Here is a 26,645-nt window from a genome sequence, read left to right on the forward strand (position 1 = left end):
AATGCTGGTTCCTAGCGTGCGCCGGTCAGGCTGTCGGATGGCAGCAGCTGGGTTTTGCCGGAAAGCCGGGTCACGGCGTAGGTGAATCCCGGCAGGAGCGCGAAGGCACCCACTTCGCCGGCCGCGCTCAGCGCCAGGAAGCCGACCTGCATCTCCCTTATGGCATCCCCGCGCAGGCGGGCGATATACTCGACCGCCTCCCGGCAGGCGGCCTGGGGCGAGAGGCCCGCGCGCATCGACGCGACCACGCGCGCGGTGCCGACGATGCGGGTGACTTCCTCGCCCACGCCGGTGGACGTGGCGCCGCCGATGCCGCGCTCGACATAGAGGCCGTGCCCCGCGAACGGCGAATCCCCGACGCGGCCGTGCATCTTGTAGGCCATGCCGGACGTCGTGCAGGCACCCGCCATGCGGCCGTCCGCCGAACGCGCGAGCAGGCCCAGCGTGTCGTGGTTCAGCGCCGAGCCCGGCGGGCCCGGCAACTCGTTCTCGATATTCGCCTGGGGCTTGTATTGCGCTGTCTTCAGCCATTCGCGCCACGCCTTCTCGGCCTCGGGCGTCAGTAGCTTGACGGGCTTCATCCCGTGTTCGATGGCAAGGCGCCGCGCGCCTTCGCCGACCAGCATCGTGTGCGGCGTCTTCTCCATGACCAGCCGGGCGACCGAGATCGCGTGGACGATGTCCTCGAGCGCCGCCACCGCGCCGATATGGCCCGCATCGTCCATGATGACCGCGTCCAGCGTCACGCGCCCATCGCGGTCGGGATAGCCGCCGAGCCCGACCGAATGGTTCGTCGGATCCGCCTCCGGCACGCGCGCGCCGGCCTCGACCGCGTCGATCAGCGATCCGCCCGCATTGAGGCGGGCGAGCGCCGCCGCGTTCGCCGCGGCTCCGAAATCCCAGGTGGAAACCAGCGCGACCGGGTCGCTGCCTCGCACGAAGGCGGAGCTGGCACCGGCGAAAGTCGCGCTCGTCAGGCCGATGGCCATGGCGGTGCGGCGAGTCACTGCTGTCGTCATGCGCTCTCCTCGATGGCGGTACGCAGGCGGCGGACCAGGGCCGCGCTGGTTCTGCGCCGGGGGCCGGCGGAAAAACCCATGGCCACGCTGCGCGGGTCGGGGCGTCCAGGCTGGCTGGCGGAAGCATGCACCTCGTGCACGCCGCTCACGCGCGCGATCCGCACCACATTGTCGGGGGTGAGGCCCGAGCCGGCGATGACGGACAGCCTGCCGTCGGCGGCCTCCACCATCCTGGCGAGGGTGAGGGCGCCGGCCAGCGCCGTCGCTTCCTGGCCCGAACTGAGGATCTTGTCGAAGCCCAGGGCGCAGGCCTCCTCGACCGCGGCAATCGGATCGGGGACGAGGTCGATCGCGCGATGCAGCACCAGCGCGGCATCGCGGCTGACCATGCGGAAGCGGGCCAGGGCGCGCGAATCCAGCGTGTCGTCCGGGCGCAATGCGCCGACCACCACGCCGGCGGCACCCAGCGCGAGCGCGTGCCGGATGTCTTCGGCCATCAGCGCCAGCTCGTCCATGTCGTAGACGAAGCTGCCCGCACGGGGGCGGATCATCGCGTGGACCGGAACGCCCGTCGCCACGGCATGTTCGATCAGGCCGGGGGAGGGCGTGAGGCCGCCCAGCTCGAGCGCGCCGCACAGCTCGATCCGGTCGGCGCCGCCCACCACCGCCGCGGCCACCCCTGCGGCGTCGTCGACGCAGATCTCGAGCATGACCGCCATCAGCGCTTGCCCCGGCCGCTCATCGAGAAGGGGGCGGCCTCGGGTCCCGTGCCCCATGCCATGTTCGGCCGCGGCCCCATCTCGAAGCGCAATGTGCCGCCGGCCATGATCTCGTCATGGCCCAGCCAGGTGCGGTTCAGCGGCTGGCCGTTTAGCGTGGCGGACTGGATATAGAGGTTCGCGGCGCTGTTTCCGGGCGCCTCGATGGTGAAGGTCCGGCCATTCTCCAGCGCCAGTTCGGCATGCCGGAACAGGGGCGAGCCGATCACATATTGGTTCGCGCCCGGCGTCACCGGATAGAAGCCGAGCGCGCTGAACACGTACCAGGCCGAGGTCTGCCCATTGTCCTCGTCGCCCGGATAGCCGTCGGGCGCGCTCGAATAGAGCTTGCGCATCACTTCGCGCACCCGGGCCTGTGCCTTCCACGGCTGGCCGGCATAATTGTAGAGATAGATCATGTGCTGGATCGGCTGGTTGCCATGGGCATAATTGCCCATGTCGACGATCTGCATCTCGCGGATCTCGTGGATCGTGAAGCCGTAATAGCTGTCGTCGAACTTGGGCGGGCTGTCGAACACGCTGTCCAGCTTCGCGGCAAAGGCCTTGTCGCCGCCCATCAGTGCGATCAGGCCCTGCACGTCCTGGAACACCGACCAGCTGTAGTGGAGGCTGTTGCCCTCGGTGAAGGCGTCGCCCCATTTTAGCGGGTTGAAGGGAGACTGGAAGCTTCCGTCCCGGTTGCGGCCGCGCATCCACCCGCTCTCGGCGTCGAACAGCTTGCGGTAATTCTGTGCCCGCTCCGCGAACAGGGCAGCGTCCCGGGGCTTGCCGAGTGCTTGCGCGAGCCGCGAGATGGTGAAATCGGCATAGGCATATTCGAGCGTGCGCGCGGCATTCTCGTTGATGCCGACATCGTACGGAACATAGCCGAGCCGGTTGTACCAGTCGACGCCTTCGCGACCGACGGAGCTGATCGTCTTGCCTTCGCGCGACTTCGGCCGGCCCCGATCGGTATCGGCATTCTTGCGGATGGCCTCGTAGAGCTTGGCGATGTCGAAGCCGCGAATGCCCTTGAGATAGGCGTCGGCGATGTTCACCGCCGAGTTCGAGCCGATCATCACGTCGCGGTGGCCGGGGCTGGCCCATTCGGGCAGCCAGCCCGATTCGTCATAGGTGTTGGCGAGCCCCTGCATGATCTGGCCGTCGACCTCGCGGTGCATCAGCGCGAATAGCGGGAAGACCGCGCGGAACGTGTCCCAGAAGCCGTTGTCGGTGAACATCGGGCCGGGATGCACCTTGCCGTCATAGGGGCTGTAGTGGATCGTCCGGCCGGACGCATCGACTTCGTGGAACCTGCGCGGAAAGAGCAGGGTGCGGTAGAGCGCCGAATAGAAGGTGCGCTTCGCGTCGATATCCGGGTCTTCCACCTTGTACCGGCCGAGCAGGGCGTTCCATTCGTCCCTGGCCTTGGCTTCGGTGGTCTCGAAGCTGTCCTTGCCGATCTCGCGATCGAGGTTGAGCGCGGCCTGTTCGGGGCTGACGAACGAGGAGGCGACGCGGACATGGACCTGCTCGCCCTTGCGCGTCTTGAACCCGATGATCGCGCCGACATGCTGCCCTTCGGCCTGGGCGATTCCCGGGTTGCGCTTCCAGCCGTCCCCCCAGGTATCGGCAACTTCGAAATCGCGATCGAACTCGGCGACGAACCAGTTGTGGAAATTCCCCGGAACGCCGCCATGATTGTTGCGCGCATAGCCGATGATCCGGCGCTCCTTCGGCAGGATCCTGACCATCGAGCCCATGTCGAACGCATCGAGCAGGATCCAGCTCTGCTCGCTCTCGGGAAAGGTGAAGCGGAAATGCGCCGCCCGCGCGGTGGGAGCGACCTGGGCGGTCACGTCGTAATCGGCCAGATACACGCTATAGCGATAGGGCCTCGCCGTCTCGGCCTTGTGCGAGAACCAGGATTGGCGCTCGTCTTCCTTGAACTTGAGCGGACCGGTGAGCGCCATCAGCGAGAACGCGCCATAATCGTTGAGCCAGGGGCTCGGCTGATGGGTCTGCTTGATGCCGCGGATCTTGTGGTCGCCGTAGCGATAGGTCCAGCCATCGCCCATCTTGTTGGTCATGGGCGTCCAGAAGTTCATGCCCCATGGCACGGCGATCGCCGGATAGGTGTTGCCATAGGACAATTCGAACGACGAATCGGTTCCCGTGAGCGGGTTCGCCAGGTCGGCATAGTCCGGCGCCTGCTGCGCGGCGAGCGGGACCGGAAGCATGGCCAGGGCGAACCCCAGAAACCGCGTTGCAAATCCCCCCATCCGCATCGTCTCCCTATCCCTTCTCACCGGCGCGGAAGCCGGGTTCGTGCCTCGGCCCAGAAGGCGGGGGTGAACATCTGGCCCGCGCCTACAATCGCCGCATCTTCGGTATTCTCGTGTATCAATATCGGTATCGCCATATCGCACGCGGCGAGCCCCTGGCGCAGGGTGGGCGCGAAAAGGTCGAACGCGCCGGCGATGCGCCCGCCGAGCATGATCGTCTCCGCGCCGAATCCGCGCGCCCAGGGCGCGACGATGGCGGCGAGATTGGCGCCATATTCCGCGAAGACTTCCCGCACGACTTCATTCTGCCGGGCGTCGGCGGCCATTCTGGCCACATTCTCCTGCGGACGCCCGCTCTGCCTGGCGCCCTCGGTCAGAAGCCAGCGGGACGAGACATAGTCATCGGCGATCCCGTGCTTGAACGGCAAATTCCACAGGCAGCCGCCGGGCGGCACCACGCCCGGTTCCTCCTCGATCACCGGGATGCCGCTATCGAGGAACGCGGCCCCGAGCCCGGTGCCGAGCGTGATCGCGAGCACGCGGGTGCAACTCCCCGTGGCACCCATCGCCGCGCAGCCGACCGCGAAGGCAGTCGCGTCGTTCAGGAAGCGGATCTCGCGCGAAACGGGCAGGCGGCGCTGCAATTCGTCGCGCACATTGATGCCGTAGAGGCTTTCGAACTTGCCATTGCCTTCGAAGAAGGCGGTGCCGGTGCGATAGTCGAACGGGCCCGGCATCGCGATGCCGACTCCGGTGACCTGGTCGGTGTCCGGCGCGATCGTCGTGATCAGGTTCGCCCAGGCATCGAGGAGTTCCGCGCTGGCGGCGCCGCTGCGCGTCTCGCTATGCCTGTAGCTCTTGACGAGGATCCCGTGCCCCTGCCGGTTCAGCAGCGCGCCGGCGACGTGGTGACCGCCGATATCCAGCCCGACGATCATTCCATGCCTCTCCCCCCTGGACCCGTTGCGCCGCGCGACGCGGTCGTTGCACGAAATGTAATCCATTACATCTCGCGAGGCCAGCCTTATTTGAGGGCAGTCGGTGGAAATGGCCGTGGGCGGTGGCCGGACGGGCTCTCGGCGCTATCGGCGAGGGCCGGGGCGCTCACCCGCTGCTCTCGCGAACGACCAGGGTGTGCGGAAGAATGTGCACGGCCTCGTCCCGCGCCTTGTCCTCGATCCAGTCGATCAGCAGCTCGCAGGCCTTGGCGCCCATTTCGGCGGCCGGCTGCCTGACGGTGGTGAGTGCCGGCGTGGAATGGGCGGCGAAATCGATGTCGTCGAAGCCGGTGACCGCGATGTCCGAGGGGACCGAGACGCCCAGCGCCGCGAGCGCCTGGATCGCGCCGATGGCCATTTCGTCATTGATGCTGACGATCGCGGTGGGGCGCGGTGTCATTGCGAGAATCTCGCGCGCGGCTTCGAAGCCGGACTGCATCCTGAAACTGCCGTGGAGTACGAGCCCCGGATCGAAGGCGATTCCGGCCGCCTCGAGTGCCTGGCGATAGCCCTTGAGACGGTCGATGGCATGGGCGTTGGCCTGCGGGCCGCTGATCGCCGCGATCCGGCGATGGCCGCGGGCGATGAGGTGCGCGACCACCTCGTGCATCGCGCCGACATTGTCGATCCGGACGGAAGGCGCTTCCGTCAGTTCGCAGCCACAGGCATGGACCACGGGGTAGGGAGCCTGGCGGCGGCTTTCGGCCGGCGCATAGTCGGGGCTGAGCTGGATCACGCCGTCCGCCAGCCGTGTCTCGACCAGCCGGGCATAATGTTCCTCGCGCTCGGGCGAATCGCGCGTGTCGCCGAGCAGCACCGAATAGCCGCGCTTCCAGGCGGTCGCCTCGATTCCCGCGGTGACGTTGGCGAAGAACGGATTGGCGATGCCGGGCACGAGCACCAGCAGCGTGAAGGACTTGTCGGTACGCAGGTTGCGCGCCAGCATGTTGGGCCGATAGTTCACGGCCTCGACTGCCTTGAACACTTTCGCGCGGGTCTTCTCGGTCACCTTCTCCGGCTCGCGGAGCGCCCGCGACACGGTCGCCGTCGAAAGCCCGGCTGCCCGTGCTACGTCAAGGATGGTGGTCATCGCCGTGTGATTGCCCTTCGCACTTCCCGCATCCATCCGCTCCCCCATTGCCCGATCCCGCGTCGTTCCTGACGAAAGAGGGCGATGGCCGGCCTGTTGTCAATATTGTCGAGAAGGGCTTTACAAAAAATGTAATCGATTGCAAATCCGGATTCGCGCAACGAGTCCGGGCAGATAGCAAAGGTCCGGCGGGCGCGGCGCCAACGGGTTCGTTGGAGAGGGGGCAGGATTGACCGTTATCGATGGCGCGATCGTCGCCGCCTATCTCGTCGCAACGCTCGTCATCGCGCTGGTGGTGCGTCGCCGCGCGGCGCAGAGCATCGACAGCTATTATCTCGGCAACAAGAAGATGCCCTGGTATCTGCTCTGCCTGTCCGACGCGTCGGGGATGTTCGATATCTCGGGCACGATGTGGCTGACGACGCTGCTGTTCGTCTACGGCTTGAAGAGCGTCTGGCTTCCCTGGCTGTGGCCGGTGTTCAACCAGGTCTTCCTGATGGCCTTCCTCGCGCTGTGGCTGCGCCGCTCGAACGTGCGTTCCGGGGCCGAATGGATCCTGCTGCGCTTCGGGGAGGGGACGGGAAGCCGGCTCTCCCATCTTTCGGTGGTGGTCTTCGCGCTGTTCTGCGTGGTCGGCTTCCTCGCCTATGCCTTTGTCGGCATCGGCAAGTTCATGGAGCTGTTCATCCCGTGGGAAACGGTGGCGCCGCTGCTCGGCGGGATTGCCGTCGATCCCGCGCTGGTGCCGAACATCTATGCAGTGTTCTTCACCAGCCTGGTCACGCTCTATGTCGTGCTCGGCGGCATGCCCGGGATCGTGTGGACCGATGTCCTGCAATTCTCGATCATGACCATCGCGGCGATCTTCATCGCCGGCCTCGCCATGACCCTGGTCTCGCCGGAACAAGTGGTGGCCGCCACGCCGCATGGGTGGATGAACCCATTTTTCGGCTGGTCGCTCGACCTGGACTGGCATGCGATCCAGCCCGAGGTCCAGACCAAGATCGCGGCCGATGGCTACGGCCTGTTCGGCGCGCTGTTCATGATGATGCTCTTCTCGGGCATATTGAAGAGCGCCGCCGGCCCCGCGCCGAGTTACGACATGCAGCGCATCCTGGCGACGCGCACGCCGCGCGACGCGGCGAAGCTGACCGGCTTCGTCTCGGTGGTCCTGATGCCGATCCGCTATCTGATGATCACCGGCTTCACGGTGCTGGCGCTGGTCTTCGTCGACCGGCTCGATCTCGTCTCGGGCGGGCGGATCGACTATGAGAGCATCCTGCCGGCCGCGATCCAGAGCTTCGCGCCGACCGGCATGCGCGGGCTCATCATCACCGGCCTGCTCGCCGCGTTCATGGCGACGTTCGCCAGCAGTCTCAACGCGGCGCCGCTCTACCTCGTGAACGACATCTATCGCCGCTACGTCAATCCGGACGCGTCGCAGCGCAGGATGATCTGGATGAGCTATGCCGTGTCGCTCACCGTCGTCCTCGTCAGCATGGGGATCGGCCTGTTCGTCTCGAGCATCAACGATGCCCTGCAATGGATCGTGTCGGGCCTGTGGGGCGGCTACACCGCGTCGAACGTGATCAAATGGTATTGGTGGCGGTTCAACGGCCATGGTTATTTCTGGGGCACGGTCGCCGGCATGGCCTGCGCGATGACCTTCCCGTTCCTGTTCGGGGCGCTGCTGCCCGGCATGGGTTCCGTGCTGGCGCTCTATCTCTTCCCGCTGGTGATCCTGGTTGCGGGGACCGTTGCCATCACCATGAGCCTGGTGACTCCGCCGACCGACATGGCCGTGCTCAAGACTTTCTACGACCGGGTGCGGCCCTGGGGCTTCTGGGGGCCGGTGCACCGGGCGCTCGCGCAGGAGCGGCCGGGGGTGCGGCCGAACCGCAACTTCCCGCGCGACATGTTCAACATCGCGGTGGGGACGATCGTCCAGACCAGCCTGGTGGCGGTGCCGATCTTCCTCGTGCTCAAGAATATCCCCGGCCTGCTGGCGGCGATCGCGGTCGCCTCCGCCGGCGGGCTGATCCTGTGGCGCACCTGGTACCGCCGGCTCGAGGACTGGCCGAGCGACATGGCGCGGCTGGACTCAGCGCCGGAGATCGCGCGATGACGCGGCGGACGGGCATGCGGTTCGCAGTCGCGGCATTGCTGCCGGCGATCGGCGCGGGGGCGCGGGAAGCGCCCGTCGCGGCAACGCCCGGCGAGGACCTCCTCGCCTATGTCGATCCGCTGATCGGCACCGGCGGCAATGGCCACACCTTCCCCGGCGCCACCGTCCCGTTCGGGATGGTCCAGCTCAGCCCGTCGAACGACCGCAATGGCTGGAACTGGACCTCGGGCTATCATTATTCCGACGCCGACATCAAAGGCTTCGCGCACACGCATATCAGCGGGGCGGGGCTGTCGGCGCTCGGCGACATCCTGCTGATGCCGACGCGCGCGCCCTCGACCGAGGCGGGCTCGGCGGAGCGGCCGGGCTCGGGCTATCGCTCGCGCTTCTCGCACGCGCGCGAACTGGCGCGGCCGGGTTACTACCGCGTCCATCTGGACGATCCGGACGTGGATGCGGAGCTGACCGCAACGGTGCGCGCCGGCTTTCATCGCTATGCCTATCGGGGCGATGCGGCACGTTACGTGGTGATCGATCCGACCCACAGCGTGGGGGACCATAGCTATCGCACCGAAGTCGAGATCGTCTCCGACCGTGAGATCCGCGGCTGGAAGCGCGCGATCAGCCAGTCGTCGGGCGACCGTTCGGTCTTCTTCGTCGCGCGTTTCTCACAGCCTTTCGCCAGCGCGAAGCTGACAGAGGACGACCGCCCGGTCGCGGGGCGCGCGCGGGCGGGGCGCGCGATCAAGGCGCTGGTGCAATTCGCGCCGGGCGATGGGGACAGTATCGAAGTCGCCGTGGCATTGTCGCATACGGGCCGGGCCGGTGCGCAGGCCAATTTCGACGCCGATGCGCGCGGCCGCACGTTCGATGCCGCGCTGGCCGATGCCACGCGCCTGTGGCAGGAGCGCCTGTCGCGGATCACCATCGAAGGCGATGCGCGGCAGAAGCGGCTGTTCTACACCGCGGCCTATCATGCGGCGATCGCGCCCAACCTGATCTCGGACGTCACGGGGACCTACTATCTCGACGGCAAGGTCCGCCAGTCGCGCATCCCGCAGTTCAGCAATTTTTCGAACTGGGACACCTATCGCGCGCTGCATCCGCTGCTGACCATCATCGACACGAAGAAGGACGGCGAGATCGTCGCCTCGATGGTCTCGCGCCATGCCGAGCAGGGCCTGTTGCTGCCGAGCTGGGAGGCCGTCGGCCACGATAATCGCGTGATGATCGGCTACAGCATCGTCTCGCCGATCGCCGACGCGGTGCTGAAGGGCATCCCCGGCGTCGATCCCGAAGCCGCCTATGCGGCGATCCGCGCAAGCGCCTTCGACACGACCAAGCACAGCAACGTCTATGACGCGAACGGCATGGCGGGTTACCTGGCCTATGGGTTCGTGCCCGCCGACGTGGCGAGCTCGGTCTCCAAGACCACCGAGCAGAATTACGAGGATTGGGCGATCGGCCGCGTCGCGGAGAAGCTCGGCAAGCGCGCGGATGCCGCGCTCTTCGCCAGGCGGGCGACCGGTTGGCGCCAGCTCTACGATCCGGCGAACGGCTATCTGCTGCCGCGACTGGCCGACGGGAGCAGGGTACCGGTGCCGATGGACACCTGGGATACGCTGAACCGGCACTATGTCTCGGGCAATATCTGGGCCTATTCGAGCTATACCCCGCACGACATGATCGCCGCGATCCGGCTGCACGGCGGACGCGAAGCCTATGCGCGCTGGCTGGAGGGAATCTTCACCGACACGCGGCCGATCGGCGGCGAGCAGCATGTCGACATTTCGGGCTTTGTCGGCCGCTATGCGCATGGGGACGAGCCGGGGCATCACATGGCCTGGCTGTTCAATCTCGTGGGCGAGCCGTGGCTGACGCAGCTTTATGTGAACCGCCTGGTCCGGGAAATGTATGCCGATCGGCCGGACGGTCTCGTCAACAACGAGGATCTGGGCCAGATGTCGGCCTGGTATCTGCTCGCCACGCTCGGCTTCTACCCGGTGGCGCCGGGCGACCTGACCTATCAGATCACGGCGCCCCATCATCGCCGCGCGACGATCGCGCTCGAGAACGGCAAGCGCTTCGTCATCGAGGCGGGCAATCTGACGCCGGAGAACATCTTCGTCCAGTCGGCCACGCTCGACGGCAAGCCCTATCCCCATAGCTATATCCGGCACGAGCGGATCATGGCCGGCGGCGTGCTGCGTTTCGAGATGGGGCCGAAGCCGAACCGCGCATGGGGAAGCGATCCGCGGGAGACCAGCCTCGGCGCGTTCGACGACAAGGTGCCGGCGGAAGTGCCGCATCGCGCCGCCTGGGCGCCGTTCGACCCCGATGCCACTGCATATTTCGCCGGTTCGCGCGCGGTCGACCTGCAGACCGCCGAGCCGGGCGCGGTCATTCGCTACACGCTCGATGGCCGCGAGCCGGATGGGCGATCGCGACGCTATGCCGGTCCGCTTCGGATCAGCCATGACACGGTGCTGAAGGCCGTTGCCCTGCGCGAAGGACTGGCGACGAGCACGATCTTCGAGAAACACTATGCGCGCGCCGCTACCGTCGGGCTCGGGCCGGGCTATCCGCGGATCGCGATCGCGGAGCCGGACATGCCCTATGGCCGGGCCGACGGCGCAATGCTGATCGACCAGCAGCGCGGTACCCGCTTCTATGGGGACAAGAAATGGTCGGGGCGGCTGGGCGACATCACCGCGACGATCGATCTCGGCAGGTCGCGGCCTGTCCGCAGCGTGACGATCGGCTATCTCGACGATCCGATGAACGGCATCCTCGTGCCGCGGCGGATCGAGATCTGGGCCGGAAGCGAAGCGGGTGCGCTGTCGCTGGTGGGCAGCCGCGATGTCGCCGCGCCGCGCGCGATCCGGCAGGCGGTCGATCGCCTGCGCATCCCCGTGCGCGGCAGCTTCCGACAATATCAGGTCCGCGTGCTTTCCGCGGGCACCATGCCGCCAGGCCTCAGCCCGCCCGGGCGAAAGGCGTGGCTGTTCCTTGATGAGATCCTATTGCAATGACCGGTTCTGCCGCGGCTGCGGCCGCACATATCGCGCTGCGACGGCGCATTCCGCTCGCCGACGGCTGGGTGTTTCGCCGGGCCGGCGATACGGCATGGATGCCGGCCAGCGTGCCGGGCTCGAACTTCTCCGACCTGCTGCGCAACGGCGTGATCGAGGACCCGTTCGCGGGGGACGCCGAGCTTCGGTTGCAATGGATCGAGAACGAGGACTGGGAATATAGCTGCGCGTTCGAGGTATCGGGCGAGGATCTGGCCGCGGACAGCGTCGCGCTGGTCTTCGAAGGGCTCGATACCTATTGCTCGGTCGCGCTCAACGGCGTGCCGCTGTTGCGGGCCGAGAACATGTTCTGCGTCCATCGGGCCGAGTGCCGGGCGCTGCTGCGGCCGGGCCGCAACGAACTGACGCTCCGGTTCAAGTCGCCGGTGGCGCTGGGTGCCGAGCGGCGCGCGCGCGAAGGCGTGCTCTATCCGGCGGAAAACGACAAGACCGCGGATCACGCCAGCGTCTATGTCCGCAAGGCGCCCTATCATTTCGGTTGGGACTGGGGCCCGAAATACGTCACTTCGGGCGTCTGGCGGCCAGTCTGGCTCGACATCGTCCGCAAGGCGCGCATTGCCGAGTTGCGGCACGAGATCGTCAGCCTGTCGCCCGAACGGGCCGAGCTGGCCTTCACCGTCGAGATCGAAGGGCAGGCGGACGGGCAGGCCTGGCTCGAGCTGACGTGCGACCGGCCGGGCACGCTTCCCGTCCGGCATCCCGTGGCGCTCGAACCCGGCATGCGGCCGCACCGGATCGCGGCGACGATCGACGACCCCCGGCTCTGGTGGCCCAATGGGCTGGGCGAAGCCTGTCTCTACGGGTTCGCCGTGCGGCTGGTCGACAAGGACGGTCCGATCGACGCCATGGAGCAGCGCATCGGATTGCGCACCGTCGAAGTGGTCAACCACCCCGATGCGCATGGCGAGTGTTTCTATCTCAAGGTGAACGGGCGCCCGGTGTTCATGAAGGGCGCCAATTACATCCCGCAGGACAGTTTCCAGGAAGCGGTCACGCCCGAGCGCCATCGCCAGCTCTTCCGCGACACGGCGGACGCCAACATGAACATGCTCCGCGTCTGGGGTGGCGGCGTGTACGAAAGCGACCTGTTCTACGATCTCGCCGACGAGCACGGCATCCTGATCTGGCAGGATTTCATGTTCTCGTGCACGCTCTATCCCTCGGATGACGCTTTTCTCCAGCGCGTCGAGGAAGAAGCCATGCAGGCGGTCCGCCGGTTGCGGCATCATGCCTGTCTCGCGCTGTGGTGCGGCAACAACGAGATCAGCCTGGGTGTGGCCCATTGGGAATGGCCGGAAAAATTCGGCTACTCCGCCGAGCAGTTCGCGGCGATGGTGGCGGGAAATGCCCGGTTGTTCGATGCGCTGCTGCCCGATGTGGTCGCGCGGCTCGATCCGGATCGCTTCTATTTTCCGTCATCGCCGATCGGCCACTGGAACGACCCGGGCGACGACATGCGTGGCGATGGCCATTATTGGGGCGTCTGGCACGGCGAGCTGCCCTTCGCGACCTATGGCGAGCGGCTGTCGCGCTTCATGAGCGAATATGGCTTCCAGTCCTATCCGTTGCTGGATTCCGTGAAGCGCTTCACCGCCCCGGAGGATCGGGCGATCGGTTCGCAGGCGCTCTCGGTTCACCAGAAGCATGGGCGGGGCGATGCGATCATCGGCCGTTTCGTGCGCGAGGCTTTCGGCGAGCCAGGCAGCTTCGAGCATTTCTGCTACCTCAGCCAGGTGCTCCAGGCCGACGGACTGCGCGTCGCCTTCGAGGCGCACCGGCGGAACATGCCGATGTGCATGGGCTCACTCTACTGGCAGCTCAACGACTGCTGGCCGGCAGTCTCCTGGTCGGGGATCGACTATTACGGGCAATGGAAGGCGCTGCACTATCAGGCCGCGCGTTCGTTCGCGCCGGTTCTGGTCTGTGCCGAGGTGCATGACGGCGGCTTCCGCATCCATGGCGTGTCCGACCTGATGGAGGACCTTGCGGTCCAGCTGGTGGCCGAGCTGGTCGATTTCGACGGTGCGGTGCTGTGGCGCGAGGCGCGCGAAGTCCGGCTCGGCGCGAACGAAGCGCGCGAACTCTTGCTGGTCCCGGCCACCGATCTGCCCGCGCTGGACCGCGCCTCGGCGGTGCTGACGTTGCGGCTGACGCGGCAGGGCGAGACGCTGGCCTCGAACATCGTCCACCCGGCGGCGGTCCATGCCTCGGCCCTGCCCGAGCCGGGGATCGAGGTCGAAATCCTGGATGCCGGCGCCGTACGGGTCCGCGCACGACGGTTCGCCCGGGCGGTCCATATCGCCGCGGCGCCTATCGATACCCCGGGTTCGCCGATCAATTTCGACGACAATTTCTTCGACCTGCTTGCCGGGGAGAGCCGGGTGGTGCGCGCGCGCGACGGCCGCCGTTTCGATTCGGCGACGCTCCGCGTGACCTCGGTCCGGGACACGCATGCGGCGATGCCGGCACGGATCGCGCTCGAGGGGCCGGCGCAGCGCGCCGCGGCGGCAGAGGGTTGAGTGGCGTGTCGGCGCATCCGCGCGGCCTGGTGGCGAGGCACGGCATTCGCCATCGCGCTGGCGTTGCCCGGGCCGGCGACGTTCGCCCGGGCGCCGCAGTCCGCGGACGCGCCACTGGCACTTTCACCGCCCTTCGCGCTCAGCGTGGAGCAGCTCTTCGCGTGGGAGGCGACCGGTCCGCTCGCCGACGCGGCCAATGTCTCGCGCGTGCCGCTTGCCGGCCGGATGGTCGATCCGGGGCCGGGGCCTGATCCTGCCGCGCGGCTGGATCCGAAGGTCCGCGTGTTGTTCGCTCCCGACGGGATGAACAATTTCGGCAATTATCTGGCGCGGCAGCCCCGGTTCAATCTCTACACCTTCACCCATTGGGCCCAGATCGACGTGCTGTCCTGGTTCGCCGGCACGGCAGGGCACAATGTGATGATCCCGGCCCGGCCATGGGTCGACACCGCGCATCGCAACGGCGTGAAGGTGATCGGCACGGCGTTCTTCGCGCCGCTCGCCTGGGGCGGTTCGGCGAAGACGCTCGAGGCGTTCCTGCGGGAGGAGGGCGAAGGCCGCTTTCCCGCTGCCGACCGCCTTGTCGAGATCGCCCGCCACTATGGTTTTGACGGCTGGCTGATCAACCAGGAGACGGACGTCTCGCCCGAGCTTGCCCGGCGCATGGCGCGGTTCGTGGCGTATCTGACGCGGATCGCTCCCCAGGGCATGGAAATCCATTGGTATGACGCGATGCTGCCCGATGGTCGCGTCCAGTGGCAGAATGCCTATAACGCCCGCAATGCGCCCTTGCTGCAGGATGGCGCGACCCGTGTGTCGGACGCGATGTTCCTCAACTATGAGTGGACGCCCGCGGGACTGCGCGCCGGCGCGGCGCTCGCCGAGGCGAGGGGGCGAGACCGCTACGCGCTGTTCATCGGTGCCGATCTCTGGCCGGCCCGTCGCAATGCGCAGCAGGCGTTCGGCAACAGGAGCTGGCTGCGCGGCTTGCGCGAGCATGGGGATGGGCCGGCACTCGGCTCGGTCGCGCTCTTCGCACCGAACTTCAACTTCAACGCCGGGGGGGAATTCGGCGATTTTCGCGCCAATCCGCGTGACGCGGAAGCCTTTTATGACGGCGAGGCCCGCCTGTTCGCCGGCGACGATCGCAACATGGCGGCGGGCAATTCCACGGACGCGATGCGAACCGGCGCGTGGGAAGGCATCGCGGCACTGGTGCCGGCGCGCTCGACGATTGCGAAGCTGCCGTTCGAGACCGGCTTCAACACCGGTCATGGCCTGGTCGATGCCCGTGACGGGCGCGCCGTCGGTGGTCCGTGGCACGACATGGCGCGACAAGACCCGCTCCCGAGCTGGCAATTCGCCTATTCGCCCGCCGCGCCATTGCGGATCGGCTATGATTTCCAACGCGCTTGGCAGGGCGGCAGCTCGCTGCGCGTGGCGCCCCGGGACGCGCTTCGCAGCCCGGCCGAAGTGCCGCTGTTCCTCGCGGACCTGCCGATCGATGCCCGGACCGGGCTATCGGTGGTCGTGATCGCGGCGTCGCCGGGCTATGCGCTGCGCCTGACGATGGCCGATGGAAGCGAATCACTTCACCCCTTGACCGCGAAGGGAGTGTGGCACGAACGCCACTGGTGCCTCGGGCGGTTCGCGGGGAAGGTCGTGCGGCGAATTTCCCTGGTGATCGATCGGGGACATCCCAAGTCCCTGAATCTAGGGAAGATAGCCATTAGAAGCAGCTGTTCTCCGGCAACTTAGGAAACCGGTGTCAGCTGCTCTCGCCGGCTGCAATAAAAGCGTTTGACAAAGGAAATGTAATCGATAACTTTGTAATCGATTACATTTGGATCGCCGAACTCGGCCGGGCGGCTTCGCCCAGGAAAGGGTCAGGGCGAACGATGGAATCGGGGAGGAAATGGCGGCTAGCGGTCAACGGGCCGCCCGCTTGAAAGGGAGAGGGGCAATGGCCTTTTGTCGCACTGTCGGGAGCGCATCCGATTCGGGTACGTTCCGCAAAGTTCTGCTGACCACTACCAGCCTGGTGATTGCCACGATTGCGCCACTTGGGGTCGCGCATGCGCAGGAAGCGCGGTCCGATGCGACCGCAGCCCAGGAGGATGAGGGCGAGGCCATCCTCGTGACGGGGTATCGCGCGTCGATCCAGCAGGCCTTGCGCCAGAAGCGCGACGCGAATGCGATCGTCGAAGTGATCACGGCCGAGGATATCGGCAAGTTCCCCGACAAGAACGTCGCCGACGCGCTGCAGCGCGTGCCCGGCGTGGTCATCACCCGCGATGGCGGCGAGGGCAAGACGGTGAGCGTGCGCGGCCTGCAGGCCGGCCTCACCCTGACCCAGCTGAACGGCAACTATATCGCGTCCTCGGAGACCAACGACGAGGCCACGCGCTCGTTCAACTATGTGCTCCTGCCGTCGAACATGCTGTCCAGCGCCGAGCTGTACAAGACGCCCGAGGCGCGGATCGACGAAGGCGGCATCGGCGGCACCGTGATCCTGAAGACCCGGCGCCCGCTCGACCTGCCGGCCTGGTCGGGCTTCGTGACCGCCGAGGGCACCTATTCCGATACGAGCGCGAAGGTCGATCCGCAGCTTTCGGGCATGATCTCGTGGCGCAACGAAGCCGAGACCGTCGGTTTCCTCGTCGGCACCACCTGGCAGCGGCGCACCAACCGCAGCATGGAAGTCAGCACCGAAAGCTGGAACTGGTATTCCGACAACAATGCGCGGAACGCGGTCGACGTAAACGGCAAGGCGCTCGATCCGCAGCCGTCGAAATGGTGGGGCGGCTCGGGCTTCAACGACCAGAACGGCAAGCATTATTCGGATTTCTTCCTGCCGACCTCGGTCAATTTCGCGGTGCGTGACGAGAAGCGCGAGCGGCTGGGCATCCAGGCGACCGCGCAGCTGAAGCCCTTCCACAACCTCACCATGACCGCCAACTATTTCCGCTTCGATCTGAAGGGGGATTACGCGCTCAACATGCTCAAGATTCCGGAATGGAATCTCGCCCGGGTTTCGTGGGACGGAAATTACGGGGGCGGCAGGCTGCTCAACGGGCTCACGCTCGATCCCAGCGGCACCATCGCGACCGGTGCGGAATATCGGAAGCTCGCGGGCCGGACCTATTATTGCAACGAAACCGAAGCTGCGGCCGGCGGAAAGCCTTCGGGCGGATGGGGCCCCGACGACTGCACCATCCCCACGCCGCAGCTCTCCGGCGGCTATAGCCGCGAGAAGGCGCTGTCGCAGACGGTCGACTTCTCGATCGACTGGGAGAGCGGTCCGTGGCGCGCCGCCCTGGTGGGCGGCCGTACCTGGTCCGAGGGCGGCCCGTCGTTGAACTTCCGCATGTCCGCCAAGCCCCGTCGCTTCGTCAACGGCGCATGGCAGATGGGCAACGGCCTGAGCGCCTGGAACCTGACCGGCACGCCATCGGCTACCTTCTCGCCGGACCTCCAGGACAATCTGCGCGCCGGCATTGCCGAGATCGATCTTGGATCGACCGATTCCTCCTGGAAGGAAACGTCGATTTCGCAGAACTATGTCCAGGCGGACTTTACCAGGCTGTTCGAAAGCCCGTGGCTGCAGTCGATCCAGGCCGGCGTCAAATATCGCGACGGCAAGGTGCACCGCAACACCGGCAACACCTTGTGGTACTGCCCGGGCACGACCACGCGCTACCAGAATGGTTGCGATGCCCAGGCGTCGGTGGCGCGTCCGGAATATTTCTATGCCAAGGCGCTCGGCCATATCGAGGGCGGCTTCAACGCCAACGTCTTCCCGGGTATCGATTTCCCGGCTTATCTCGCGCAGCTGAAGGCGCGCTATGGCGACGCGGTTCGCTACGAGGAGCCCGACTTCATCTACAATGTCGGCGAGAAGATCCTCTCCGGCTATACCCAGCTCAACTTCAAGGCGGACCGTATCCGCGGCAATATCGGCCTGCGCGTCGCGCGGACCAAGCAGCATGCGGAATCGACCGATGCGATCGAGCGTTTCCTTGATTATTTCGTGGATGGCCCGGGCGGAACCCCGCAGCCCTGCACGACCGAGCCGGGCTGCGAGAGCGGCTTCCTCAAGAACGAAATCAAGGAGAAGACCTTCGAGCTCAACACGCTGGACAAGACCTATACCGACTTCCTGCCCAGCCTGAACTATGCCGTCGACCTGACCGACAGGCTGGTGTTGCGTGGCGCCGTTTCCAAGGTCATCTCGCGGACCGGCTATTCGGACATCGCCTTTCCAGGCGCTCTCAACTTCGTCTCCCAGGAATATAGTTCCGATCGCAGCGCGGCGGGCGGAAGCACCGATCCGGGCTGGAGCGGATCCGGCAGCAACAAGGATCTGAAGCCGTTCGAGGCGTGGCAATATGACGTTGGGCTGGAATGGTATTTCCATCCCGGCTCGGTGGTGGGCGTCGGCCTGTTCCGGAAGGATGTGAAGAACTTCATCGTGCCGGTGACTCGCGACCAGCAGGTGACGATCGGCGGCAATACCGTGACCGTCCGCAATTTCTCGACTTCGGCCAATGGTCGCAACGGCGTTTCGAAGGGTATCGAGCTCTATGCCCAGCACACGCTGGACTTCGGCCTCGGCTTCCAGGCGAACTTCACCTACAACGACACCAACATGGCGGCCGTCATCCTGGACGGGAAGGAAATCGCCCGGTCGCCGCTCGTCGGCAGCGCGAAGACCCAGCTCAACGCCACGGTCTTCTACGAGAGCGAGAAATTCCTGGCGCGCGCCTCGTACAATCGCCGCGGCGAGCTGGTGGGCGGCCTACACAACGGGCTCAGCATCTATTCCGAACCCTATCAGCAGGTCGATCTGAACGTGGCGTACAACATCACCAAGCAGCTGGTGTTGAGCGCGTCGGTGCTGAACCTGACCAAGGAGGAACAGCGCGCGCACCTGGGCAAGGACACCAAGGCCCGGCTGTGGACCAACAATTATTCGGGCCGTATCGTCTATGGCGGCGTGACGTATAAGTTCTAGGCCGGTCATCCAATCTCCTCGCGTCCGGTGGGCGCGAGGAGGCCCCCTACGACAGGAGTGCGGCGCAACCGGCGGAGGGCCCGGATCCGTCGCTGCCCGATGGGGCGATGCCATGGGCTTGATGATCGGCGATCATCTTTGAGGCATGGCTGTCGGTCGATGCCATGAGGGGGAACTTTGCAGCGATGAGCACCGACAACCGGATCAGGAACATCGTCGTCGTGGGGGGCGGCAGCGCCGGCTGGATGGCGGCGGCGGTGCTGGCCACCTATCTGGGGCGCGGAGCCTCTGTTCGCCTGATCGAATCGGAGGAAGTCGGCATCGTCGGAGTGGGCGAGGCCAGCGTTCCGCACATGAAGACGTTCAACACCGAGATGCTGGGCATCAAGGAAGTCGATTTCGTCGTCGAGACCCAGGCCAGTTTCAAGCTCGGTATCCAGTTCAACGACTGGGGCCGCATCGGCGACAGTTACGTCCATGGTTTCGGGAAGATCGGCCAGGGCATCGGGCCATTGCCGTTCCATCAATTCTGGCTGAAGCAATATCTTGCCGGGCGCGCGGCGGAGATCGGTGCCTATTCGCTGCAGACGGTGGCGGCGCCGCTGAACAAGTTCATGCCCAGCCCGGCCAATGCGCCGGAGGGTTCGCCGCTGGCGGACATCGCCTATGCCTATCATTTCGACGCGAGCCTGTATGCGCGCTTCCTGCGGAACCTGTCCGAGCACAGGGGCGTGCAGCGCACGGAAGGCAAGATCGTCGAAGTGATCCAGCGCGCCGGCGACGGTTTCGTGGAAGCGGTGGTGATGGAAAGCGGCGAGCGCATCGAGGGCGAGTTGTTCGTCGACTGCTCGGGCTTTCGCGGCCTGTTGATCGAACAGGCGCTCGATACCGGTTATGTGGACTGGACGCACTGGCTGCCCTGCGACCGGGCGATGGCCGTCCCGTGCGAGAATGTCGGCCCGCTCACGCCCTATACGCGCGCCACCGCGCGCGGGGCCGGCTGGCAATGGCGCATCCCGCTGCAGCATCGCTGCGGCAACGGCTATGTCTATTCCAGCCAGCACGTCAGCGAGGACGAGGCCGCGGCGACGCTGCTCGCGAACCTCGACGGAAAGGCACTCGCGGATCCGCGCCCGCTGCGCTTCACCACCGGCATGCGCAGGAAGTCCTGGCACAAGAACGTCGTCGCGGCCGGCCTGGCCGCCGGTTTCCTGGAGCCGCTGGAATCCACCAGCATCTATCTGGCCCAATCGGCAATCCAGCGGCTGATCGGCCTGTTCCCGAACAAGGATTTCGATCCGCTGCTCGCCGAGCGATTCAACCGGGAATCCGCGTTCGAATGGGAACGCGTGCGCGACTTCATCATCCTGCACTATCATGCGACCGAGCGCGCCGACACGCCGTTCTGGGACCATTGCCGCACCATGTCGGTCCCGGCGCCCCTGGAAGAGACCATGGCCCTGTTCCGCAGCGATGGCCGCTATTTCCGCAATGGGGAGGATTTCTTCGCATTGCCGAGCTGGGTGCAGGTGATGCTGGGCCAGCGCATCGTGCCGCACGGCTATCACCCGATCGTCGACGAGATGCCCGAGGACCAACTGGCCGAGTATATCGAGCGGACGCGCGCGACATTGGCGAACTGCGCCGGGGCCATGCCCCTGCACCAGACATTCATCGACGAGCACTGCAAGGCGCCGCCGGACCTAGCCGGGGCCGACGCAGTGCCGCACAGGGTCAAGGCATAGGGGAGCTTCGGTAATGGACATCACCAGGCGAGCGGTGCTCGCGGCTGGCGGCGGGATCGCGACTTCGGCGATGCTGGGCCGGATGGGCATCGCGCGGGCAGCGGGGTTTCCCAGCAAGCGCCCGCCCGTGGCCGAGCGGCGGTTCGTCAGCCAGGCGGTGGAGCGCGAGATCGCCCGGGTTTCCGGGATGATCGCCGATCCCGAACTCGCCTGGCTGTTCGGTAATTGCTATCCCAACACCCTCGATACGACGGTCGCGATGGGCACCGCGGAGGGCAAGCCCGATGCCTTTGTGATCACCGGCGACATTCCGTGCCTGTGGCTGCGCGATTCGGCTGCGCAGGTTCGCCCCTATCTTCACCTGGTGAAGCAGGACGCGGCGCTGCGCGAGCTGTTCCGCGGATTGATCGGCCGCCACGCGCGGTCGGTCCTGATCGATCCCTATGCCAACGCCTTCATGCACAACCCCGACGAGAAGACGTCGCTGGTCTGGGCGAAGGAGGATGACACGGAGATGCGGCCGGGCGTCGCCGAGCGCAAATGGGAGATCGATTCGCTCTGCTATGTCGTGCGGCTCGCTCACGGCTATTGGCGCGAGACGGGGGACAAGGCGCCGTTCGATGCCGCCTGGGCCGAAAGCGCGCGGGCGATCGTCCGCACCTTCCGCGAGCAGCAGCGCAAGGACGGGCCCGGCCCCTACAAGTTCCAGCGATCCAACAAGCAGCCGAGCGAGACGCTGCAGGCGGGCCTCGGCCTGCCGACGCGCAAGGTCGGGCTGATCCATTCGGCCTTCCGCCCGTCGGACGATGCCTGCATCTTCCCGCTGTTTGTGCCCGCCAACCTGTTCGCGATGACTGCCCTGCGCGAACTGGCCGCGGTGGCGAACGAGGCGCGCGGAGATACTGCGCTGGCGCAGGACGCGGCGGCGCTGGCGGACGAAGTCGAGCGGGCGCTTGCCCGGTACGGGGCCATGACCCTGCCGGACGGGCGCGAAGTCTGGGCCTATGAAGTCGATGGCTATGGCAACGCGCTGTTCATGGACGATGCCAATGTGCCCTCGCTGTCGGGCCTGGCCTGGCTCGGCTGCGTATCGGCGAAGGACGCACGCTGGCGGCGCACCCGCGATGCGGCATGGAGCGAGGCCAATCCGTGGTTCTTCCACGGCAAGGCCGGCGAAGGCATTGGCGGGCCACACCAGGGTGAGGACTTCATCTGGCCGATGTCGCTGATCGTGCGGGCGTTGTCCGCCGGCGACGATGCGACCATCCTCGCGTGCCTGCGCACCCTGAAGGCCACGCATGCCGGCACCGGCTTCATGCACGAGGCATTCCACAAGGACGATGCGTCGAAGTTCACGCGCGACTGGTTCGCCTGGGCCAACGGGCTGTTCGGCGAGCTGATCCTGCACGTGGCCAGGACCCGCCCCAAACTCCTTTCCGTCCCCTTGATCGCATGAGCGTGCCGATCCGCGAGGTCGCTCGCGGAGGAAGAGGAGGGGGTGCCCGGACCCGCTGAGCCTCGGTTGGTTACGCGGCTTGTCATGGAGCCGACCCGCGCCTGTTATATTCGTTCCGCATAGCCATGGGCCCATGGGTATCGCGGAAAATGGGCGGGCACGGCCGGCAAGCTGGCCCGTCTTCTACAGGCTGGCCGGCACGGAATTGTGGGAGCGCTTCTCGCTCCATGGCATGAAGGCGTTGCTGACGCTGTACCTGGTCCGGGAGGTACTGGCCGACGGCGCCCGGCTGCCCTGGGGCATGGCGGGGCTGCGCACGATGCTCGAGTCCCTGTGGGGGCCGCTTTCGCCCGTGGCATTCGGGTCCAACATCTATGGGCTCTACGCGGCGCTGACCTATTTCGTGCTGCCCCTGGGCGGGCTGGTGGGGGATCGCCTCGTCGGACGGCGGGCGGCGGTCGTCACCGGCGCGGTGTTCATCTCGTGCGGCCATCTGCTGCTGACCGACGCCTATCTATTGCTGCCGGCGCTGCTGCTGCTCATCCTGGGAACGGGCCTGCTCAAGGGCAATCTCGCCGCGCAGGTCGGCGAACTCTTTCCGGCATCGGATGGCCGGCGGGACAGGGCGTTCGCGCTTTATCTCGCATTTCTCAACATCGGCGTGATGCTGGGGCCGCTCGTATGCGGGCTGCTCGCGCAGGCGCTTGGCTGGGGCTATGCCTTCGGGGCCGCGGGAGTCGCCATGCTCGCGGGCCTCGGCGTCTATCTCACCATTCCGGCCACGCCCCGGCACGTGCGCGCACGCCCGGTGCCCGGCGAGGATCGCGCCTATCGCCCCGTAACGGCGATCGGGGCGATCCTCGTCGTCATCCTTGCCTTCTGCGCCTATGAGCAGGTGTCCAACATCTTCCTGTTGTGGGTGGCGGATGCGATCCGCCCGACCATCTGGGGGCTGTCCGTGCCGCCGGCCTGGTTCGCCTCGGCGGACGGCGTCTTCACCATCCTGATGGTCATCCTGACGATGCGATGGCGATGGCTCGCGTCGCTGCGGGACTGGGACCGGCTCGCAATGGGATGCGCGGCGATGATGCTCGGCTACGGCCTGCTCGTGCTGGTGGCGGGAGCAGGATCCCGTTCGATGGCGGGGCCGCTGGCGGTGCTGCTGCTGCTCGATCTCGGCGTGGCGCTGGTCTGGCCCGCGGGGCTGGCGATCATCACCGGCGCGACGCCACAGCGGCTCGCGGGCGTGATGGTCGGCATATTCTACCTGCACGGCTTCTTCGCCAATCTGGTGGTCGGATCGCTGGGCGCCTTGTACGACCGGGTGCCGATCGCGACATTCTGGGCGATCCACGCCGGCATCGCCGGGAGCGCGGTGCTGGTGTCGCTGGTGCTGCGGGCATTCGACGGCGAGAAGCGCGCGCTCGGAATGCCCTGGCGCCTCAACACCGCGCCGTGACGGGGTTGCAGCGCGAGAGGACCCCGCCCGGCAGCGCGGCACGATAGGCAAGCCGCTCCGGATCGGCGGCTCCTTCGTACAAGTCGCTGCTGATCCATTGCGCCCCCGAGGCGATGGCGGCGTCGAGCCGCCGGCGATCTGCGACGCGCGCTTCCTTCAGGCCCACATCCGCGCGGGTGCGGACGATGAACCCGGCCCGCACGAGCCGGCGAATACGCTCGCCCTCCGCAACCGGATCCTGGATGTTGAAGACCGCCGCCTCGTCCGCATCTTCGGGATAGAAGCCGAACATCGCCCGGCCGCGCAGGGACGGGTGATCGGCGCGATAGGCCTCTTCATGCGCGGTGCTGCCGTCGAGTACGAACAGGAAGCGGCCGGCCGCCCGTGCCAGGCTCGGCCAGCGGTGCGCGATCGTTGCGGCGCGCAGGCTCAGAAGCGTGTGTCGCACATCGTCGGGCGTGACGAGCCGCTCGCGCCCGATCTCCGCCAGTATGTCGGCATCGAGCGCGGCCAGGTTGCCGGCATCGAAGCGCGCGCCGCCGGCATCCCCCGTATTGACCAGGACCATGACCGGGCTGTGGCCCGGATGCCGGTCCGACCAGTGCCGCAGGGTCGCCAGGCACAGGCGCAGGGTGAGGCAATGCGTCTCGGTATCGAAGCCGGCGATGTGCAGCACCTTGGCGCCCGGCGCCGCCATGATCCGGCGGGTCGCCGCGTCGGCATTGCCATAGGGCGCGGCATAGGCGCCGCCATCGGGATCGGGCGCGACGTCCAGCTCGAGCTGCCGCAAGCCAAGGGCAAGCTGCGCCTCGAGCGGGGGATGGCCATAGGCGAGGCCCGCCCATTCCGCCGCGCCGGCACCGCCGAGGCGCGCGCGCAGCTGCGGCGAGGGATAGGGGCGATAGCTGTTGTGCGAACCGATGAGCTGCACCTGATCGAGCCGCAGGTCCTGGCGCGGCGGCGCCGCGGTGCCCGAAGCGGCGGCGATCGCCAGCAACGCGAGGGTGCGGATCATGCCCGCTCTCCCGTCACCGGTTCGCTGATGCCCGGAGCGCCGGTTTCCCAATGCCCCGCGAGCCCGTGGACGGTGCCGTCGCCGGCTTCGATGCGCAGGTCGTACCAGCGATGTGCTTCGACGGGAGCCAGCTTCACCGTTGCTTCTTGCCCTGGGGAGAGGCGGAGCCGGCCGGCGCTCGGCACGGCATGGCGCGAGGCGATGCGCAGTTCCACCGGCGCCGTATCGCGGTTGGCGATATGGACATGGGTTGCCGCACCCACCCGCTCGGCATGGCTGGTGAAGCGCGTGCCCGTCATGATCGATCGATGGAAACCGTTCGGACCGGTCACGGTCAGCGTGCGCCGTGCGGCGGCGTCGACGGGCCAGCTGTCGTCGAGCGAGCGGCCCGCGCCCACGGTATAGTGGCGGGGGCCATTGCCGTCGGCGGAACCGGTGACGCAGAACACGGCCGCGCGCGTGCCGCGGTTGCGGAAGACCAGGCGCAGGCGGCCGGCTTCCCAGCGTTGCTCCACGTCGAGATCATAGGGCAGCGCACGTGCCGGACGGGTGCCCGGCTCCTGGCCGGCGGGCGGAGGTGCCTCGGCGACGACCGGTTTCGCCTGGCGGCAGGCCGCGTCGCTGCCGGCGACATATCCGTCCACCGCCGGCAGCGCGGCGAACCAGGACATGTCGCGGCGCGCGGCGGGCGATAGGTCGAAGTCGAACATCGACAGAAGGTCGCCGCACACGGCGCGCCGCCACGGGCTGATATTCGGTTCCGGCACACCGAAACGGCGCTCGAGGAAGCGCAGGACGGAGGTGTGGTCGGCCAGTTCGGAGTTCACCCAGCCGCCCCGCGTCCATGGCGAGGCGATCAGCATCGGCACGCGCGGCCCGAGGCCGACCGGCTGGCCGCGATATTCCTCGCCGTCCAGCGCGACGGTGCTCGCCCCCATGCCCGGCAGCGTAGCGGGAAGCGGCGGGCTCATATGGTCGAAGAAACCGTCATTCTCGTCATAATTGAGGATGAAGACAGTCTTGGCCCAAACGTCCGGATTGGCGGCGAGGGCGGCGATCAGCCGGGCACTGAGCGCCTGGCCATAAGCGGGCGGCGCGTCGGGATGCTCGCACATGTGGAACGGGGCGACGATCCAGGACACTTGCGGCAGGCGGTCCGCCGCCACGTCGGCGGCGAAGGCGCGCACCAGATGCTCCCCGCGCGACGTGCCGGCATTCGCGCGGGTGGAACCGTCGACCCAGGCACGCGCCGCCGCATATTCGGCGGTATCCTTCCCGATCCCGCGATACCGGGCGAACAGCGCCAGGGGATTGTCGCCGTAATTGTCATATTCCTGATAGAGCTTCCACCGGACCCCCGCGGCCGAGAGGCGGGCGGCATAGGGCGTCCAGTCCAGCGCATGGGCCTTGGGATCGTCGCGGTCCATGTCGGCGGCCTCGCTCGGATCGACGCCGTCATTGGAGACGATGAACGCGCCGTCGCGCCCCACGGTGAGGCCGCTGGTGCCCGTCCAGTGATAGAGGCGGTTGGGGCCGGTCGGCCCGTGGACCGAGCAGTGATAGGCGTCCGCGATGGTGAACTGATCGGCGAGCGCGTAGTAATAGGGCAGGTCGGCGCGGGTCATGTAGCCCATCGCGAACGGGCCCTTTTCGGGCATCCACACGTCCCAGTCCTTCCACCGGGCATGGCTTCCCTTCCAGCTGTGATCGAGGCCCTGCAGGCAGCCGGCGGCGGTGGCGCGGGTGTCGAGGTGGAAGGGGCGGATGATCGCGCCGCCATCCTTGTCGTCCTGCCGCTGCTCCCAGATCGTCCGGCCCGAAGGCAGCATGGCCGGGCGCGGATCGGCGAAGCCGCGCACGCCCCGCAGCGTGCCGAAATAATGGTCGAAGGAGCGGTTCTCCTGCATCAGGATCACGACATGCTCGACATCCGCGAGCGTGCCGCGTGCGCGGACGGGCATGGCAAGCGTCGCGGGTGCGGCGGCCAGGGCGCCGGCGCTGGCCACGAAGGTGCGGCGGTCGATATGGGAACTCTTCATGACCGTCGATTGCCCGATCTTGATTACATCC

General features: G+C 66.8%; 15 protein-coding genes. 8 read left to right on the forward strand and 7 right to left on the reverse strand.

What is annotated here, in order from left to right; genetic code table 11:
• Positions 1-11: 11 nt before the first annotated feature.
• The 5 genes from CAP40_RS13525 to CAP40_RS13545 form a co-directional block, all read right to left on the reverse strand.
• On the reverse strand, positions 12-1,019 hold the full coding sequence (locus tag CAP40_RS13525; RefSeq protein WP_179188161.1) for a N(4)-(beta-N-acetylglucosaminyl)-L-asparaginase: 1,008 nt from the start codon (positions 1,017-1,019) through the stop codon (positions 12-14).
• Positions 1,016-1,738: a copper homeostasis protein CutC gene (locus CAP40_RS13530; protein ID WP_086130012.1), complete on the reverse strand. Its 723-nt coding sequence runs from the start codon at positions 1,736-1,738 to the stop codon at positions 1,016-1,018. The genes CAP40_RS13525 and CAP40_RS13530 overlap by 4 nt, the downstream gene beginning before the upstream one ends.
• Positions 1,738-4,017 carry a GH92 family glycosyl hydrolase gene (locus tag CAP40_RS13535; RefSeq protein WP_256924187.1) on the reverse strand — a complete coding sequence of 760 codons (2,280 nt, stop codon included), beginning with the start codon at positions 4,015-4,017 and terminating at the stop codon, positions 1,738-1,740. The genes CAP40_RS13530 and CAP40_RS13535 overlap by 1 nt, the downstream gene beginning before the upstream one ends.
• A gap of 65 nt (positions 4,018-4,082) precedes the next feature.
• Positions 4,083-5,000, reverse strand: coding sequence for an ROK family protein (locus CAP40_RS13540; protein WP_179188164.1), 918 nt, complete (start codon positions 4,998-5,000; stop codon positions 4,083-4,085).
• A gap of 166 nt (positions 5,001-5,166) precedes the next feature.
• Complete coding sequence (locus tag CAP40_RS13545; protein ID WP_086130112.1) at positions 5,167-6,150, reverse strand: LacI family DNA-binding transcriptional regulator; 984 nt, start codon at positions 6,148-6,150, stop codon at positions 5,167-5,169.
• Between the two features lie 229 nt (positions 6,151-6,379).
• Between CAP40_RS13545 and CAP40_RS13550 the strand changes: the two genes are divergently transcribed.
• The 8 genes from CAP40_RS13550 to CAP40_RS13585 all read left to right on the forward strand — a co-directional run bounded on the left by CAP40_RS13550 (position 6,380) and on the right by CAP40_RS13585 (position 23,560).
• On the forward strand, positions 6,380-8,275 hold the full coding sequence (locus CAP40_RS13550; protein WP_086130015.1) for a sodium:solute symporter family protein: 1,896 nt from the start codon (positions 6,380-6,382) through the stop codon (positions 8,273-8,275).
• Positions 8,272-11,307, forward strand: coding sequence for a GH92 family glycosyl hydrolase (locus tag CAP40_RS13555; RefSeq protein ID WP_086130016.1), 3,036 nt, complete (start codon positions 8,272-8,274; stop codon positions 11,305-11,307). Before CAP40_RS13550 ends, CAP40_RS13555 begins: the two co-directional genes overlap by 4 nt.
• Positions 11,304-13,886, forward strand: a complete 2,583-nt coding sequence (locus CAP40_RS13560) for a glycoside hydrolase family 2 protein (RefSeq protein ID WP_086130017.1) — start codon at positions 11,304-11,306, stop codon at positions 13,884-13,886. Before CAP40_RS13555 ends, CAP40_RS13560 begins: the two co-directional genes overlap by 4 nt.
• On the forward strand, positions 13,887-15,644 hold the full coding sequence (locus CAP40_RS13565) for a glycoside hydrolase (RefSeq protein WP_144034356.1): 1,758 nt from the start codon (positions 13,887-13,889) through the stop codon (positions 15,642-15,644).
• 283 nt (positions 15,645-15,927) lie between these two features.
• Entirely contained in the window at positions 15,928-18,900 is a 2,973-nt protein-coding gene (locus tag CAP40_RS13570) for a TonB-dependent receptor (RefSeq protein ID WP_256924188.1), read from the forward strand.
• Between the two features lie 185 nt (positions 18,901-19,085).
• Positions 19,086-20,645: a tryptophan halogenase family protein gene (locus CAP40_RS13575; protein WP_086130020.1), complete on the forward strand. Its 1,560-nt coding sequence runs from the start codon at positions 19,086-19,088 to the stop codon at positions 20,643-20,645.
• A gap of 13 nt (positions 20,646-20,658) precedes the next feature.
• Positions 20,659-22,101, forward strand: a complete 1,443-nt coding sequence (locus CAP40_RS13580; RefSeq protein WP_086130021.1) for a glycoside hydrolase family 125 protein — start codon at positions 20,659-20,661, stop codon at positions 22,099-22,101.
• Between the two features lie 133 nt (positions 22,102-22,234).
• Positions 22,235-23,560: an MFS transporter gene (locus CAP40_RS13585; RefSeq protein ID WP_086130022.1), complete on the forward strand. Its 1,326-nt coding sequence runs from the start codon at positions 22,235-22,237 to the stop codon at positions 23,558-23,560.
• On the opposite strand, the gene CAP40_RS13590 is transcribed toward CAP40_RS13585, so the two are convergent.
• Entirely contained in the window at positions 23,544-24,575 is a 1,032-nt protein-coding gene (locus CAP40_RS13590; RefSeq protein WP_086130023.1) for a Ca2+-dependent phosphoinositide-specific phospholipase C, read from the reverse strand. The two genes, CAP40_RS13585 and CAP40_RS13590, sit on opposite strands and share 17 nt — an antisense overlap.
• A complete protein-coding gene (locus tag CAP40_RS13595; protein ID WP_086130024.1) occupies positions 24,572-26,614 on the reverse strand; it encodes a phosphocholine-specific phospholipase C in 2,043 nt (680 codons plus the stop codon). The genes CAP40_RS13590 and CAP40_RS13595 overlap by 4 nt, the downstream gene beginning before the upstream one ends.
• Between the last annotated feature and the right edge of the window lie 31 nt (positions 26,615-26,645).

The organism is Sphingomonas sp. IBVSS2, assembly GCF_002127225.1.
Taxonomy (GTDB): Bacteria; Pseudomonadota; Alphaproteobacteria; order Sphingomonadales; family Sphingomonadaceae; genus Sphingomonas.

What these genes read in the sequence shown, in the direction of transcription:
- CAP40_RS13525 (WP_179188161.1), bottom strand. Translation starts at nt 1,019, where the DNA reads ATGACGACAGCAGTGACTCGCCGCACCGCCATGGCCATCGGCCTGACG.
- CAP40_RS13530 (WP_086130012.1), bottom strand. Translation starts at nt 1,738, where the DNA reads ATGGCGGTCATGCTCGAGATCTGCGTCGACGACGCCGCAGGGGTGGCC.
- CAP40_RS13535 (WP_256924187.1), bottom strand. Translation starts at nt 4,017, where the DNA reads ATGCTTCCGGTCCCGCTCGCCGCGCAGCAGGCGCCGGACTATGCCGAC.
- CAP40_RS13540 (WP_179188164.1), bottom strand. Translation starts at nt 5,000, where the DNA reads ATGATCGTCGGGCTGGATATCGGCGGTCACCACGTCGCCGGCGCGCTG.
- CAP40_RS13545 (WP_086130112.1), bottom strand. Translation starts at nt 6,150, where the DNA reads ATGACCACCATCCTTGACGTAGCACGGGCAGCCGGGCTTTCGACGGCG.
- CAP40_RS13555 (WP_086130016.1), top strand. Translation starts at nt 8,272, where the DNA reads ATGACGCGGCGGACGGGCATGCGGTTCGCAGTCGCGGCATTGCTGCCG.
- CAP40_RS13560 (WP_086130017.1), top strand. Translation starts at nt 11,304, where the DNA reads ATGACCGGTTCTGCCGCGGCTGCGGCCGCACATATCGCGCTGCGACGG.
- CAP40_RS13575 (WP_086130020.1), top strand. Translation starts at nt 19,086, where the DNA reads ATGAGCACCGACAACCGGATCAGGAACATCGTCGTCGTGGGGGGCGGC.
- CAP40_RS13580 (WP_086130021.1), top strand. Translation starts at nt 20,659, where the DNA reads ATGGACATCACCAGGCGAGCGGTGCTCGCGGCTGGCGGCGGGATCGCG.
- CAP40_RS13585 (WP_086130022.1), top strand. Translation starts at nt 22,235, where the DNA reads ATGGGTATCGCGGAAAATGGGCGGGCACGGCCGGCAAGCTGGCCCGTC.
- CAP40_RS13590 (WP_086130023.1), bottom strand. Translation starts at nt 24,575, where the DNA reads ATGATCCGCACCCTCGCGTTGCTGGCGATCGCCGCCGCTTCGGGCACC.
- CAP40_RS13595 (WP_086130024.1), bottom strand. Translation starts at nt 26,614, where the DNA reads ATGAAGAGTTCCCATATCGACCGCCGCACCTTCGTGGCCAGCGCCGGC.